15 protein-coding genes are annotated in these 14,974 nt (G+C 63.3%); 9 read left to right on the top strand and 6 right to left on the bottom strand.

Annotated features, from left to right (window positions below):
• From BCY88_RS28620 to mpl, 6 genes are all read right to left on the bottom strand, one after another.
• A partial coding sequence (locus BCY88_RS28620; RefSeq protein ID WP_147408512.1) for an IS30 family transposase occupies window positions 1-728 on the bottom strand: 728 nt, incomplete at its 3' end.
• Window positions 729-996: 268 nt separating this feature from the next.
• Window positions 997-1,719, bottom strand: coding sequence for a monofunctional biosynthetic peptidoglycan transglycosylase (gene mtgA / locus BCY88_RS28615; RefSeq protein ID WP_120347530.1), 723 nt, complete (start codon window positions 1,717-1,719; stop codon window positions 997-999).
• A 60-nt stretch (window positions 1,720-1,779) separates the two neighbouring features.
• Window positions 1,780-2,643, bottom strand: coding sequence for a shikimate dehydrogenase (aroE, locus tag BCY88_RS28610; RefSeq protein WP_120347529.1), 864 nt, complete (start codon window positions 2,641-2,643; stop codon window positions 1,780-1,782).
• Window positions 2,640-4,775, bottom strand: a complete 2,136-nt coding sequence (locus tag BCY88_RS28605; protein ID WP_120347528.1) for a ribonuclease catalytic domain-containing protein — start codon at window positions 4,773-4,775, stop codon at window positions 2,640-2,642. Before BCY88_RS28605 ends, aroE begins: the two co-directional genes overlap by 4 nt.
• A 178-nt stretch (window positions 4,776-4,953) precedes the next feature.
• Window positions 4,954-5,556: a YqiA/YcfP family alpha/beta fold hydrolase gene (locus BCY88_RS28600; protein ID WP_120347527.1), complete on the bottom strand. Its 603-nt coding sequence runs from the start codon at window positions 5,554-5,556 to the stop codon at window positions 4,954-4,956.
• Window positions 5,553-6,947: a UDP-N-acetylmuramate:L-alanyl-gamma-D-glutamyl-meso-diaminopimelate ligase gene (gene mpl / locus BCY88_RS28595; protein ID WP_120347526.1), complete on the bottom strand. Its 1,395-nt coding sequence runs from the start codon at window positions 6,945-6,947 to the stop codon at window positions 5,553-5,555. The genes BCY88_RS28600 and mpl overlap by 4 nt, the downstream gene beginning before the upstream one ends.
• A 212-nt stretch (window positions 6,948-7,159) precedes the next feature.
• On the opposite strand from mpl, the gene BCY88_RS28590 reads away from it, so the two are divergent.
• The 9 genes from BCY88_RS28590 to BCY88_RS28550 all read left to right on the top strand — a co-directional run bounded on the left by BCY88_RS28590 (window position 7,160) and on the right by BCY88_RS28550 (window position 14,973).
• Window positions 7,160-7,813 carry a UDP-N-acetylmuramate--alanine ligase gene (locus BCY88_RS28590; RefSeq protein WP_120347525.1) on the top strand — a complete coding sequence of 218 codons (654 nt, stop codon included), beginning with the start codon at window positions 7,160-7,162 and terminating at the stop codon, window positions 7,811-7,813.
• 11 nt (window positions 7,814-7,824) lie between these two features.
• Window positions 7,825-8,373: a TlpA family protein disulfide reductase gene (locus BCY88_RS28585; protein ID WP_120347524.1), complete on the top strand. Its 549-nt coding sequence runs from the start codon at window positions 7,825-7,827 to the stop codon at window positions 8,371-8,373.
• Window positions 8,374-8,567: 194 nt separating this feature from the next.
• A complete protein-coding gene (aroQ, locus tag BCY88_RS28580; RefSeq protein ID WP_012434378.1) occupies window positions 8,568-9,023 on the top strand; it encodes a type II 3-dehydroquinate dehydratase in 456 nt (151 codons plus the stop codon).
• 69 nt (window positions 9,024-9,092) lie between these two features.
• Window positions 9,093-9,563 (top strand): acetyl-CoA carboxylase biotin carboxyl carrier protein, encoded by a 471-nt coding sequence (gene accB / locus BCY88_RS28575; protein WP_120347523.1) that lies wholly within the window; start codon window positions 9,093-9,095, stop codon window positions 9,561-9,563.
• A gap of 129 nt (window positions 9,564-9,692) precedes the next feature.
• Entirely contained in the window at window positions 9,693-11,060 is a 1,368-nt protein-coding gene (gene accC / locus BCY88_RS28570; protein WP_120347522.1) for an acetyl-CoA carboxylase biotin carboxylase subunit, read from the top strand.
• Between the two features lie 3 nt (window positions 11,061-11,063).
• Window positions 11,064-11,966, top strand: a complete 903-nt coding sequence (gene prmA, locus BCY88_RS28565) for a 50S ribosomal protein L11 methyltransferase (RefSeq protein ID WP_120347521.1) — start codon at window positions 11,064-11,066, stop codon at window positions 11,964-11,966.
• Between the two features lie 48 nt (window positions 11,967-12,014).
• Window positions 12,015-13,364 (top strand): zinc-ribbon and DUF3426 domain-containing protein, encoded by a 1,350-nt coding sequence (locus BCY88_RS28560; RefSeq protein WP_120347520.1) that lies wholly within the window; start codon window positions 12,015-12,017, stop codon window positions 13,362-13,364.
• A 73-nt stretch (window positions 13,365-13,437) separates the two neighbouring features.
• Window positions 13,438-13,938, top strand: coding sequence for a thiol peroxidase (gene tpx, locus BCY88_RS28555; protein WP_120347533.1), 501 nt, complete (start codon window positions 13,438-13,440; stop codon window positions 13,936-13,938).
• A 96-nt stretch (window positions 13,939-14,034) separates the two neighbouring features.
• A complete protein-coding gene (locus tag BCY88_RS28550; protein ID WP_120347532.1) occupies window positions 14,035-14,973 on the top strand; it encodes a carbohydrate kinase family protein in 939 nt (312 codons plus the stop codon).
• Window position 14,974: the final 1 nt, after the last annotated feature.

Below are 14,974 nucleotides of genomic sequence, written 5' to 3'. Positions count from 1 at the left end.
GCCAGCAGATCGCCTTCCCAATGCCCGGGCACCGCGCGGTCTTCCACTTCGGCCGGTCTTTCGCTGATCGACACGGCCCCGATTATCCTGCCCCTGTTCTGCCCGCTTGCCGAGGCGCTCTTCGCCTGACGCATCGTACGATTGGTACGAAGATGCTCGACGAGTTCCTTTTTAAGGACCCCGCGTGCCTGGATGAACAGGCTCCGGTAGATCGTCTCGTGTGATATCTGCATGTCCTTGTTGACCCGGAACTCGCGCCTGAGCCATCCCGCTATCTGTACAGGGGCCCATTTTAATTTGAGTCTGGCCGCCACCAGCCGGCGCAGCCGCGCATTGCCTGACAACGCACACACCTTGGGCCGCCGTGCACGCTCCCAGGCGTTCACATCGGCCTCGTGCGCCCGATATCGGTGGCTGCCGCCATTACGCGAAATCTCCCGGCTGATGGTCGATTTCGAGCGCCCCAGTTGCAACGCAATCTCGCCCATCGTACCGCCTGCGACAAGGCCCCGCGATATCTCCTCGCGTTCGGCCAGCGTCAGTGCCCGTGCAGATCGTGTGCGCACGGGCGGGGAAAATCCGCCGTTCCTGTTCACAACGTGATAAACGGCACTCGGCTGGCGCTCGAGCATCCGCGCGATTTCACTCAGCGACTCGCCCTCGCGCCACAGCTTCCAGATTTCCGCCTTCTGTGCGGTGTTCAACCACGGTCTTCTTTGTCGTCCCATCGTGCTCCACTCTCCATTTCCCTATTGGAACAGAGGTGTTGCAACGACCGGTTGAATCCGCCGCCGCTTTCTTTGCTTATCTTTCTTTGCGGCGGCAAAGAAAGTAAGTGCCGCCCCGCACAGGGGCAACGCTAATAGACCAATAACAAATCAAGGAAAGGCCAAAACCATAAAAGCACAGACAAACCGCGCGGAGCAAACAAACAGATCAAGAAAAAGCCAACACCACAAAACCACAACCAAAGCGCCGCGCAGGCAAAAAAAACCATCAATCGGGCAACTCCGCATCCCCCATCCGCCGCGCAATAACCCGCGACCTCTGCGCCAGATACCCCGACCCTCTGTGCTCATCAAAATACTTAGGCTGCGGCAACATCACCGCCAACCGCGCCGACTGCCCAGCAGTCAGTTTGGCAGCCGAAGTCTTGTAGTAATAATGCGCGGCCGCCTCAGCACCATAAACCCCATTTCCCCACTCAACAGAGTTGAGATAAATCTCGAAGATCCGCTGCTTGTCCATCAAGGTCTCGAGCATCCACGTGATGATCAACTCCTGACCCTTGCGGATATAACTCTTCTCCCGCGATAAAAACAGATTCCGCGCCAGTTGCTGGGTAATCGTCGAACCACCGCGAACAATCTTGCCCTTGGCCTTATTCCGCTCCCACGCCTGCAAAATGGCATCCGTCTCATAGCCATTGTTATTGACGAAGTTCGCATCTTCAGAGGCAATAATCGCGCGCTTCAGATTGTGCGATATCTGCTCGTACGGCACCCACGTATGCTGTACCGACAAGTCGGGCCGATCCTGCGACAACCGCCACGCATCCGAACGCATGAAAGCCGTCGACTGGGGATTCACGTAGTTCCACACCGCGATCTGAGTGAAATAAAACGCCTGCGTCGCCAGCCACGCAATCGCCACGACGGCACCCAGATAAAACACCCATCGCGCCGGACCCGGCCGGCTCGCGCGCCGCGTTGCTGTCATCGTGCCTGGAGTCCTCGAATGGGGGGAATAGTCGTTCTGTTCCCGAAGGAAGAAAGCCGTCTAGGTGTGCGACGGCGCTGCCAACAGCGCTCGCAATTCGGCCAGCACCGGTGCGCCGTCGGGCCGCACGCCGCGCCATACATAAAACGATTCGGCGGCCTGCTCGACCAGCATGCCGAGGCCATCGGCGCCGCGCGCACCCAGCTTCCGCGCGTGCTCCATGAACACCGTCGGATGCGCGCCGTACATCATGTCGTAAGCGAGCGTGCCGCTGCCGAACGCACGGTCGTCACACTCAGGCAACGACGCATCCAGACTGCCCGCCGTCGCGTTGACGATCACGTCGTAGGCACCTGCTTCGATCGCTCGCGCGCTGCCACCGCTCAGACGACAAGCGGCGTCGCGCGCGGCTTGCGCGAACTGGTCGACGAGCGCGTCGGCCTTCGCCGCCGTGCGGTTGACGATCGTCAGCGTGTGCGGCGCACGATCCAGCATCGGCAGCACGACGCCCCGCGCAGCGCCACCCGCGCCAAGCAGCAAAATCCGCGCGCCCTTTAGCTGCACACCGAGATTCACCTCGATGTCTCGCACAAGGCCGAAGCCGTCCGTGTTGTCGCCGTAGACTCCGCTCGCGTCGAACCGCAGCGTGTTCACCGCGCCCGCTGCCGCCGCGCGCGGTGACAGGGTGTCAGCGAAGGCATGCGCGTCGAGCTTGAACGGCACCGTCACGTTCAGGCCGCGGCCGCCCGCTTCGATAAAAGCGCGCACGTGCGGCACGAAAGCATCGACCGGTGCCAGCAGGTGGCCGTACTCGACCGGCTCGCCGGTCTGCACGGCAAAACGGCCATGAATGAACGGCGACTTGCTGTGGCCGACCGGGTTGCCGATCACGGCGTAGCGCTCACGTGAATCGCTGGCGCTCATCGTCCAGGCTCCGCAACATGCTGCTGATCGGCTGCCGCATCACCGGAGCCGGCGTCAGCGCCAGTGCCGTCTTCGGCATCGCCCGGTGCCGCCGCGCCGCCGTCGAGGTCGGCTTCCGCCTGAGCCTCGGCTTCGCCTTCGGCACTTTCCCCAGCCACGTCGATGATTTCCTCTTCGCCGTCTTCGCCCTCGTCGGCTTCTTCCGCTTCGCTACCGCTCGTCACGGTCGGCGCGTCGAGCACATGCAGCAGGCGCACGGACGCTTCGACGGTCAGTTCGTCGATCGACATCACTTCCATCTGCAAGCGCGTGCCGCGTGCGTGCACACCGAGACCCGGCACGTGCAGCAGCAGCGGAATCTCTTCGAGACGCACGAGATCGCCCTTCACCACCGACGCCACCACCTGCTTGCGATTCTCCTGCTTCAGCCAGCGCAGGCACCAGAAGTACTCCATGCGGCGCTGGTGATCGGCATACGCGGTGTAGGTGTCGTCGAATCCTTGCACGACGGCAAACAGATCGGCGTCTTTAGGCTTGAACGGCGCAGCCAGTTTTGCCGTGACGCCGTGCTGCACGCAGGCCAGCAACTGCCACTGATTCACGAGGTCGACGTAGCGGCGCAGCGGCGACGTGCTCCACGCGTATTGCGTGACGCCCAGGCCTTCGTGCGGCGCGGCATTGGTCTGCATGCGGGTGCGCTTCGGACCCGTGGGCGCGCCGAACGCGCGTTGCGTGCGGTAGATACCGGGCACGCCGTGGTCGTGCAGGAACGCACCCCACGAAGAGTTGGCGAGAATCGCGAGCTCGGCGACGATCGTATCGAGTGGCGACCCGCGCCGGCGCGGCGTGATCGTGATGTGCTCGCCTTCAACGTAGAAATTGAAATCGGTGTTGCGCTGCACTTCACGCCGCAGGCCGTAACCGGCGCGCGCGGTCTGACGCTTTTCGAACAGCGCCTGCGCGAACGGCCACAGCACGGCGATGTCTTCCTTGTGCGGGTAATCGCCCGTGCCGGCGGCAAGCGCCTCTTCGGTGACCAGCTCGTCCAGCGTGTTGTGGCGCAAATTGTTCTTCACGAACACACGCTCGGCGCGTGTTTCGCTTGCCACGATTTCCTGGGTCTCGCGGTTGATGATCACATACAGCGACAAGGCCGGCCGCAAGCCTCCTTCGGCCAGCGTAAAAGCCTCGACGACGCTATCGGGCAGCATCGTGATCTTGTCGCCCGGCATGTAAACGGTCGACAAACGCGTACGCGCGATGGCATCGATATCGTCGCCACGCGCAATGCCGAGCGCCGGCGCGGCGATGTGCACACCAATCCGCACGCGGCCGTCGGCCAGATGCTCGACGGAGAAGGCATCGTCGATTTCCGTGGTGGTGATGTCGTCGATGGAGAACGCCTCGACTTCGGCCGCCGGCAGATCCTCCGGCAACGTGCCGACCGTCACCGGCGGAAAACCGGTGCCGTGCGGGAAAAACTCGGAGAGGAATTTCGCCTCGTGCAACGCGCGGGCCGACGCAATGCCGCCGCATTCGAGCATCAGCCGCGCCTGCGAGATGCCGCGCGCCGCTGCCGCGCCTTCGAGCGCCTTGTATTCGATCGTGTTCTTGTCCGGCCGGGTGAGTAAAGCCAGCGCCTTGCTGCCGCTGAAGCCTTCCGGCAGACGGCCTGCCTTCAGTTCGTCTTCGTAGCCGGCCTGCACCAGCGCCTGCTGGCGCTTGCGCTCCAGCCCGGCGAGCGCCATCTTGAGCTGTTCCTGCGGGGCGCGTTGATACATGCCGCGGCCCTTGCGGCGGAAGTACACCGGTGCGCCGTGCATGCGCAGCACCAGCGCCGCCCGTTCGATGGCGCCGAACGAACCGCCAAAGTACTCGGCGCCCAGTGTGGCAAACGGAAATTCGTCCTCTGGCGCGCATTCCCACAGGAAGTCCAGATCGATGTCCTGCGCGGCGGCGTCAGCCTGCTGCATCAGCTCGCCGGCCGTCGGTTTTTCGAATTCGATCAGCACGTCTTTCGCGCGCACCTTGGTGCGCCGGCCGCCCGGCAACTCGACCTGAAAAGCATCGCCCTGGCGCGACAGCACGCTGCCCGCCTTGAAACTGCCCGATTCCTCGAAGAAAACGTTCACTCAATACTCTCGTTCTGACTTGCATCCGCCGGCGCGCCCGATTGGGTTCAGCTTTCGGTCACTGCGTGCGCGGCACGGCAACGTGTTCGTGGTAGTGGATCCGCGGCGCGATACGCGCGCGCCGGCGGCATGAATCTGGTGTTTCCGCAGCGGCCTTGCTGCGGAAACGTCGGCACTGTCAGGCCACTTCGCGCGGCGCCGGCGGCTCGATGTCCTCGGCGCCGCAAAAGGCCAGCACCTCGTCGACGTATTGCGCGAATTCGCTGATCGCGTGGTCGCTCCCTTCGATCAGCGTAGTGCGCGCGCCCGGATAGTGCGCAAGCATTTCGCGGTAATCGAGCACTTCGTCGCCGGTGGCGGCCATCAAATAATAGCGTTCGGGACGCGTGATCGACGCGACGCCGAGCGCGCGCAGTTCGTCCAGATGATGCGGTTCGACCGTAATGCTGCCACCGCCATGCCACAACGGCTGCTCGCCGAGATAGGCGCTCAGGTCGCGCTGCGGCACGACCGCGGGGTTCAGCAGCACCGCCGGCCAGCCGTGCTTCTCGGCAAGATAGGTGGCAAAGTAGCCGCCCAGCGAACTGCCGATCACGGTGACGTTCTTCGGCTCCGCGGCCGCCACCAGCGATTCGGCGAGGGCCACGGTCTCCAATGGCGAGACCGGCAGCATCGGGCAGCACCATTCGTCGCTGCGACCGAGTTCGACCAGGCGCGCCGCCAGCACGCGCGCCTTGAACGAATTGGGCGACGAGCGAAAGCCGTGCAGATAGAGGATCACGACGCGCCTCGTGTGGAAAGTGCGTCGAGCAGCTTCTGATGCACGCCGCCGAAGCCGCCGTTGCTCATCACCAGAATCTGGTCGCCGGGACGCGCGGCGTGAACCACCGCTTTGACCAGCGCGTCGAGATTGTCGAAAGCCTGCGCTTTGCCGCCGAGCGGCGCGAGCGCTTCGGCGAGATTCCAGCCGAGTGCGTCGCGGCCGGACGGCGCGCCGTAACCGAACACCAGGTCGGCGCCCGCGAGACTGGCCGGCAATTGCGCTTTCATCACGCCGAGCTTCATGGTGTTCGAGCGCGGCTCCAGCACGGCCAGAATGCGCGTGTTTTCGTGGCCGACGCGGGCGCGCAGTCCAGCCACTGTCGTCTCGATCGCCGTGGGGTGATGGGCGAAATCGTCGTACACGGTCACGCCGTCGACGCTGCCGCGCACTTCCATGCGGCGCTTCACATTGCGAAAACTCGCGAGCGACTGCGCGGCTTGTGCCGGCGGCACGCCGACATGGCGTGCGGCGGCGATCGCGGCAAGCGCGTTCATGCGGTTGTGCTCGCCCTGCACCTGCCACTCGACGACACCGACACGTGCGCTGTTGTGATAAACGGCGAAACGCTCGTCGACCGGCTCGCCGTCTTCTGCCGGCAACACTTCCCAGCCGCCTTGCACGCCGAAGCGCTCGACTTCGCTCCAGCAGCCGCGCGTGAGCACGCGCTCAAGCGCGTCTTCACGACCGTTCGTGACGATGCGGCCGATGCCCGGCACCGTGCGGATCAAATGATGAAACTGCGTTTCGATCGCCGCCAGATCCGGGAAAATGTCGGCGTGATCGAACTCGAGGTTGTTCAGGATCGCGGTTTTCGGCCGGTAGTGAACGAACTTGGAGCGCTTGTCGAAGAAAGCGGTGTCGTACTCATCGGCTTCGATCACGAAGAAGCTCGAATCGGTCAGCCGCGCCGACACGCCGAAATTCAGCGGCACGCCACCGATCAGGAAGCCCGGATTGAGACCCGCGTCTTCGAGCAGCCACGTCAGCATCGAGCTGGTGGTGGTTTTGCCGTGCGTGCCGGCTACCGCCAGCACCCACTTGCCGTTCAGCACATGTTCGCCGAGCCACTGCGGACCGGAGACGTACGGCAGGCCACGATCCAGGATGGCCTCCATCAGCGGGTTGCCGCGCGTAACCACGTTGCCGATCACGAACAGGTCGGCGTTGAGCCCGTCCAGCTGCTCGGCGCCATAACCTTCGATCAGACGAATGCCTTGTGCCTCGAGTTGCGTGCTCATCGGCGGATAAACACCGGCGTCGCAGCCCGTCACGGTATGGCCCGCGCCGCGCGCGAGGACCGCGAGTCCGCCCATGAACGTGCCGCAGATGCCGAGGATGTGGATGTGCATAAGCCTGTCGTGCCGCGCGGGCGTATTTTGCAAGGGATGGGAGCGCAGGAAAGCGGCCGAAACGACCGTCTGCAAAGGACGCTATTGTAACCGACGGCTCTGAATCGCCCTACGAACGGGGCCGCCAGGGCGGCCGCCCGCATCGCCCGTGGCAGGCCCCCGGCGCGAACCGCCCGGAAAAGGCTGTCATCAATCTCTAGTATGATTGAGAGATGGTTCGCAAATCACATTTCGATCCGCAGCGCGTGCGCGAGGAAATCGCCATCGCCGCTGCCCGGATGATCGCTGAAGACGGTCTGGACTACGCAACGGCCAAGCGTAAAGCGGCACGGCAGGTGGTCGGCGAGAGCCGTGTTGCCGGCGAATGGCTGCCGGATAACGACCAGATCGAAGAAGAAATCCGCGAATATCAGTCCCTCTTTCAGGGAGACAGCCAGCCGGCATTGTTGCGGCGGCTGCGGCGCATTGCGATCGACTGGATGGAGCGGCTCGCGCCGTTCAATCCGTATCTGACCGGCGCAGTACTCGGCGGCACAGCGGGCGAACACTCGGATATTCACCTTCAGGTGTTTTGCGACAACCCGAAGGAAGTCGCGATCTACTTTCTGAACGCCAACATCCAGTACGACGTGTCGGAGACGCGGCATTTTGCCGGCCGCGGCTATGTCGAGACGCTGAGCTTCCTCTGGCGCCCCATGAATGAAGGCCGCGATGCGGAACCGGCCGGCATCCATGTCGCCCTGTACGAAACAGACGACTTGCGCGGCGCGGTCCGGGCCGACGCGCGCGGCCGCACAGCCCGGGCGAATCTGCAGGCGGTTCAGGCGCTGCTCGACAGCAGCAGCGTCACTTCTTCAACTAATTAGACAGACCTGGAATGAATACGAGACGGATTCTGGCAGGCGCGCTGGTCGCGATCGCCGCGGCGGGTGGCGGCGTGCTGGCCAATCATTGGCTAAACGGCTCCCCGGAAGTCGCCCACGCGGCGCAACCCGGTTCCACGCAAAGCGCGGTCGAACAACTTTGGGTCGCGCCCGTCACGAACGTCGACGGCAAGCCGCAAACGCTAAGTTTGCTTAAAGGCCACCCAATCGTCGTCAACTTCTGGGCGTCGTGGTGCGGGCCGTGCGTCGAAGAGATGCCCGCTCTGTCGCAACTTCAACGCGAATATGCGAAGAAAGGAATCCAGTTCGTCGGACTTGGCGTCGATTCGGAGAAAAATGTCCAGGCGTTCCTGCAAAAAGTGAAGGTCGCCTACCCTGTCTACGTGACCGGGTTTGGCGGCGCCGACCTCGCGCGCGCGTTTGGCAACAACGCGGGTGGCCTGCCCTTCACGGTCGTCATCGACGCGAAAGGCAATATCCGCTCGACAAAATTAGGGCAAATCGACCCGCAAGCGCTGAAAGAGACCCTCGACGCGCTCTAAATTTCACATTCTTTTGACGATCAGATAGGGGCAAAAGGCGCGAAATTACGCGCAAATCGCTCGAACTTGAGAGAAGATGGGCACCCGGAGAGGCGGCGAAAGGTCGCCCCGATCGTTTCGAACGCGCGGGAAACTAGACAAGTTTCTCTAATCAGCGCTAAAGTGCGCCCAATTCCACGGAAAAAGAAGCGACCATGACGCGACTGCTGGTACTGCACGGCCCCAACCTCAATCTTCTCGGCACCCGGGAACCTGAGGTATACGGCCGGGTTACGTTGCCGCAGATCGATCAGGCGCTGGCGGACCGCGCAGCGGACGCCGGCGTCGAACTCGCGTCGTTCCAGAGCAATCATGAAGGCGCTCTCGTCGATCGCATCCAATCCGCACGGACTGAACAAACCGATTTCATACTGATCAATCCCGCCGCGTACACGCACACCAGCGTGGCCATTCGGGACGCACTGGCGGGGGTCGGCATCCCGTTCGTCGAGATTCATCTGTCGAACGTACATCGCCGCGAACCGTTCCGGCATCACTCGTATTTCTCCGACCAGGCGGAGGGCGTGATTTGCGGCCTCGGCTGGAAGGGGTATCTGTACGCGCTCGAATTCGCGCTCGACCGGCTGTCCGCCGGCTCGTCGCGCGGCTGATTCCAAACACGTCTAATTTGCGCCGGCTGCGTACGCGCCGGCACTTCACGCATTGAAAGGGGCTTCCTGATGGATCTACGTAAACTGAAAACTCTGATCGACCTCGTCTCGGAGTCCGGTATTTCCGAACTCGAAGTGACCGAGGGCGAAGGCAAGGTCCGCATCGTCAAGAATGCGCCGCCGGTTTACGTGCAACCGTCCGCTTCGTATGCCCCGCAATATGCCCAGCCGATGCCGACGCCGGCTGGCGAAGCACCGGCCGCTGCAGCGGGTGCCCCGGCTACGCCGGCCGCCGCCGCGCCGCAAGGCCACGTGGTGACCTCGCCGATGGTCGGCACCTTCTACCGCGCGCCGTCGCCGGGCGCCGAGCCGTTCGTCCAGGTGGGTGACACGGTCAAGGAAGGCCAGACGATCTGCATCATCGAAGCGATGAAGCTGCTCAACGAAATCGAGTCGGACAAGTCCGGCGTGGTGAAAGAAATCCTCGTCGACAACGGCCAGGCGGTCGAGTACGGCCAACCGTTGTTCGTGGTCGGCTAACGCGGCACGCTTCGCGCTTTTTTTGCGCTTGCCGCCCGCGTGCCTGCCCTCCCGGGGCGCGCGGCCGATCCTCTGAGGCGGTCCGTGTTGTGATCAACCGGGCGCCTATTGATGAGTCGAAAACCCGCTATGTTTGAAAAAATTCTCATTGCCAATCGTGGCGAGATCGCGCTTCGTATCCAGCGCGCCTGCCGCGAACTCGGCGTCAAGACCGTCGTCGTCTATTCGGAAGCCGACAAGGAAGCCAAGTACGTGAAGCTCGCCGACGAGGCGGTCTGTATCGGCCCGGCCCCGTCGAATCTGAGCTACCTGAACATGCCGGCGCTGATCAGCGCGGCAGAAGTCACGGACGCCGAAGCGATCCACCCCGGCTACGGCTTCCTGTCGGAAAACGCCGACTTCGCCGAGCGCGTCGAACAGTCGGGCTTCACCTTCATCGGCCCGCGCCCGGAAACCATCCGGATGATGGGCGACAAGGTCACGGCGAAGCAGACCATGATCAAGACCGGCGTGCCGTGCGTGCCGGGTTCGGAAGGCGCATTGCCGGACGATCCGAAAGAGATCGTGAAGATTGCCCGCCAGGTCGGCTATCCGGTCATCATCAAAGCCGCCGGCGGCGGCGGTGGCCGCGGTATGCGCGTGGTCCACACGGAAGCGGCACTCGTCAACGCGGTCAACATGACGCGCGAGGAAGCCGGCCGCGCATTCGGCAACCCGCAGGTCTACATGGAGAAATTCCTGGAGAACCCGCGGCACATCGAAATCCAGATCCTCTCCGACTCGTTCAAGAACGCGGTCTGGCTGGGCGAGCGCGATTGCTCGATGCAACGCCGTCACCAGAAAGTGATCGAAGAAGCGCCGGCGCCGGGCATCGCGCGCCGCCTGATCGACCGTATCGGCGATCGTTGCGCGGACGCCTGCAAGAAAATGGGTTACCTCGGCGCGGGCACGTTCGAATTCCTGTACGAAAACGGCGAGTTCTATTTCATTGAAATGAACACGCGCGTGCAGGTCGAGCATCCGGTGACCGAGCTGATCACCGGCGTCGACATCGTGCAGGAACAGATCCGCATCGCAGCGGGCGAGAAGCTCGCCTTCCGTCAGCGCGACATCGTGTTCAAGGGTCATGCGATCGAATGCCGGATCAACGCGGAAGATCCGTTCAAGTTCACGCCGTCGCCGGGTCGTTTGACGTCGTGGCATATGCCGGGCGGCCCCGGCATCCGCGTCGATTCGCATGCCTACAATGGCTATTTCGTGCCGCCGAACTATGATTCGATGATCGGCAAGCTGATTGCCTACGGCGCGACGCGCGAGCAGGCAATCAAGCGGATGCGTATCGCGTTGTCGGAAATGGTGGTCGAGGGCATCCAGACCAACATCCCGTTGCATCGCGAGCTGATGCTGGACGCGAAGTTCGTCGAAGGCGGCACCAGCATTCACTACCTCGAAAACCGGTTGGCCGCGAAGCAGCAGGCCGCGCCGGAAGAAGCGTAAGTCATGAGCTACCGGGAACTGATCGCCGAGTTGGCACGCGAGCACGCGGAGGAGTTCTCCGACGCGCTGCTCGAGTTGGGCGCGCTGTCCGTGTCGGTTGAAGATGCGGACGCCGACACGCCTGACGAGCAGCCGCTGTTCGGCGAACCCGGTCTCACGCCGGATCGCACGGCGTGGCAGCGTTCGCGGGTGATCGCCCTGCTCTCCCCCGACCACGAACCGGCGGTGCTGCTCACGGCCGCGGCCAACGAGATAGGGCTGGAAACCGCCCCCTCGTTTAGCGTGCGCGAGGTCGAAGACCAGGATTGGGTGCGGCTCACGCAATCGCAATTCGATCCGATTCCGATTGGCGAGCGCATCTGGGTCGTGCCTTCATGGCACGATGCACCGGACCCTGACGCTCTCGTGCTGGAACTCGATCCGGGCCTCGCATTCGGCACCGGCAGCCATCCCACGACGCGTCTGTGTATGGAGTGGCTGGAGCAATCGGTAAAAACGGACCAATCCGTGCTGGACTACGGCTGCGGCTCCGGCATCCTCGCGATCCTCGCGAAGAAATGCGGAGCCAACCCGGTGTACGGCATCGATATCGACCCGCAAGCGGTCGAATCCGCGCGTCACAACAGCGAGCGCAACCGGGCTGAAGTCACGTACGGTTTGCCTGACGAATGCCCCACCGGCGAGTTCGATATCGTCGTCGCCAATATCTTGTCCAACCCGCTCAAGCTGATGGCCTCGATGCTGTCGTCGAAGGTCAAGCCCGGCGGCCGGATCGCGCTGTCAGGCATCCTGGCGCGCCAGGCGGACGAAGTGGCGCAGGTCTACGCGCGGTGGATCGACATCGGCATATGGCGCGAACACGAAGGTTGGGTATGTCTAACGGGAACCCGCCGCGAAAGCCATTAGAATAAGGCGTATTGCCCAACCAACAGCCTTTCGGCTTACCGGCTCAATATGCTCCTGGCAACGCGTTGCCCCTTCTGCGAAACCGTCTTCCGCCTGCAACCGGCGCAGCTCGCGCTGCGCCGCGGTCTCGTGCGTTGCGGGCATTGCAATGAAGCATTCGACGCATCGAGCAGCCTGTTCGAGCTGAACGAGAACGGCGACTTCTCCACCGCCAGGCCGGTCGCGGCGGCGGCAGCGATCGAGGCGTTGTCCGGCGTGCGGCCGAAGGGCCCCGATTTCAGCGCCGAAGCATGGGATCCGTGGGCACCGGTGCCCGACGCCTCAATCGACAATCGCCTGCTTCACAACGCTCATAATCTGCCGCATACGCCGGTCTCCACCGGCGCCGGTGTCGCGGTTACGCCACGTCAGGCTACCGAGCCGGAACTCCCGGCGAGCGCTTTCACCACGGCGCTTCCTGCTGACAACGAGCCCGTTCTCGCGCACTCGCCGAGCGAAGCTGCCGCTTATTATGCGGAAGAAACACCCGCTGATGACCGGCGTGAGCCTTTCACCCCTCCGGTCGATCCGCCTGTTGAGGCGGCGCCGCGCGTCTGGCACAAGACCGAGCGTCCCTCAGGACATCCTGGCGACGCTGACGAACCGGTTCTGAACGAGCCGTCTGGCTTGCATGGCATTCCCGACAACGAACTGCATTTCGGCGCGGCCGGCTTAGGTGCGGCCGGCTTAGGCGCGGCCGGCTTAGGTGCAGCCGCCGGCCTCGATGCTGCCGGTGCAAGTGGCCTCGGCTCAGGTTCAGGCGCCCCCGGCCCGGCCACCTTTGGCTCGAGCGGCGAACCCTTCTCGGTTCAGCCGGTGAATGACGACGGCGTCGATCCCTTCCCGGTGGTGCGTGAGACGCGCCCGCCTGAACCACGCCGCCTCGGCTGGATCATCTTCGGCTCGGTGGTCGCATCGGTGCTGGCCATCGCCCTGCTCGCGCAACTCGCCTGGTGGCAGCGCGAAACCGTTCAGGTCTACTTCCCACGCACGCAAACGCTCTATGTCAAAGCCTGCGCGCAACTCGGCTGTCAACTCACGCCGCCGCACGACATCGACGGTTTGCTGGTCGAGCCGTCCGATCTGCGTCAGATCGACGGGCCGCACAGGCTTGAACTGAAGATGCCGCTGCGCAACCGCTTCGGTATTGCGCTCGCCTACCCGGCCATCGAGCTCACGCTGCTCGACGACCAGAACAATGTCGCCGTGCGCCGCGTGCTGTGGCCGCAAGACTACGTCGCACCCGGCACGCCGATCGCAGCCGGCCTGCCGGCACACACGACCCAGACCATGATCGTTCACCTCGACACGGGCAATGCGGTCGCTTCCAATTTCCGCGTGCAGATTTTTTATCCGTAACGCAACCTCGCGCGCCCGGCACTGACCGGGCGTATTCACCGTCATGACTGACGAATTTTCGGAGCACATCAACATGAGTCAAGTTACGCTGGGTGGCAACCCGATCGAAGTAGCCGGCACGTTCCCGACCGTGGGACAGAATGCCCCCGCCTTCTCGCTCGTGGGCAAGGATCTGAAGCCGGTGTCGCTGGCTGACTTCGCCGGCAAGCGCAAAGTACTGAATATCGTGCCGAGCCTCGACACGCCGACCTGCGCCACGTCGACCCGCAAGTTCAACGAAGCCGCAGCAAAGCTGAGCAACACGGCCGTGATCGTCGTGTCGGGCGATCTGCCGTTCGCCGCATCGCGCTTCTGCACGACCGAAGGTATCGAGAACGTCGTGACGGCGTCCACGTTCCGCGGCCACGAGTTCGCGCAAGCCTATGGCGTCGATGTAACGAGCGGCCCGCTGACGGGTCTGACGGCACGCGCCGTGGTGGTCGTCGACGAGAACGACAAGGTCGTGCACGCCCAGCTGGTGGGCGAAATCAAGGACGAACCGAACTACGACGCCGCACTTGCCGCGCTGAAGTAAAACCTTCGCGCACGAACCCCGGCGCCGCGCTTCATGCGCGGCGCTGTCGCATCGTCGCGCCCATTTTCCATTTCGACTTTTACAGGAACGCTCGCCTTGGCCACGCTGATTTGCGGTTCGCTCGCCTACGACAACATCATGACCTTCGAAGGCCGCTTTCGGGAGCACATCCTGCCGGAGCAGGTCCACATCCTCAACGTGAGTTTCCTCGTGCCGACGATGCGCCGCGAATTCGGCGGCTGCGCGGGCAACATTGGCTACTCGCTGCATCTGCTGGGTGGCGACGCGCGCATCATGGGCGCGCTTGGCGCGATTGACGCGCAGCGCTACATGGACCGCTTCGCGCAACTCGGCCTGTCGACGGAGAACGTGCTCGTGGTGCCGGATACCTACTCGGCCCAGGCGATGATCACCACCGATCTGGAAAACAATCAGATCGCCGCATTCCATCCGGGCGCAATGATGCAAGCGCATCTGAGCCGCGCCGACCAGGCGAAGGGCATCACGCTCGGCATCGTCGGGCCGGACGGTTACGACGCCATGGTCCAGCACTCCGAGCATCTGGCAGCAGCCGGCGTGCCGTTTATCTTCGATCCGGGCCAGGGTTTGCCGCTGTTCGACGGCGAGTCGCTGCGCCGCATGATTGAACTTGCTACTTACGTAGCTGTCAACGATTACGAAGCCAAACTGGTGAGCAACAAAACGGGTTGGTCGATCGAAGAGATCGCCGGCAAGGTCGAGGCGCTGATTATCACGCTCGGCGAGCAGGGCGCGCGGATTCATCACGCCGGCGGCATCGAAGAGATTCCGGCGGTGAAGGCACAGCAGGTGCTCGATCCTACGGGTTGCGGCGACGCGTTCCGCGGCGGCTTGTTGTACGGCATCGAGCACAAGCTTGGCTGGGCGACCACGGGGCGTCTGGCAAGCCTGATGGGTGCACTGAAGATCGAACACCAGGGCCCGCAGAACTACGCGCCCAGCCGGGCGGAGATCAACGAACGGTTCAAGCAGGCGTTCGAATACGACCTGCCGTAAT

It is taken from the genome of Paraburkholderia fungorum, from assembly GCF_003610895.1.
GTDB classification, from domain to species: domain Bacteria; phylum Pseudomonadota; class Gammaproteobacteria; order Burkholderiales; family Burkholderiaceae; genus Paraburkholderia; species Paraburkholderia fungorum_B.
Note: the sequence above shows the minus strand (reverse complement) of the source record. Positions and strands in the feature narration are given on the sequence as shown.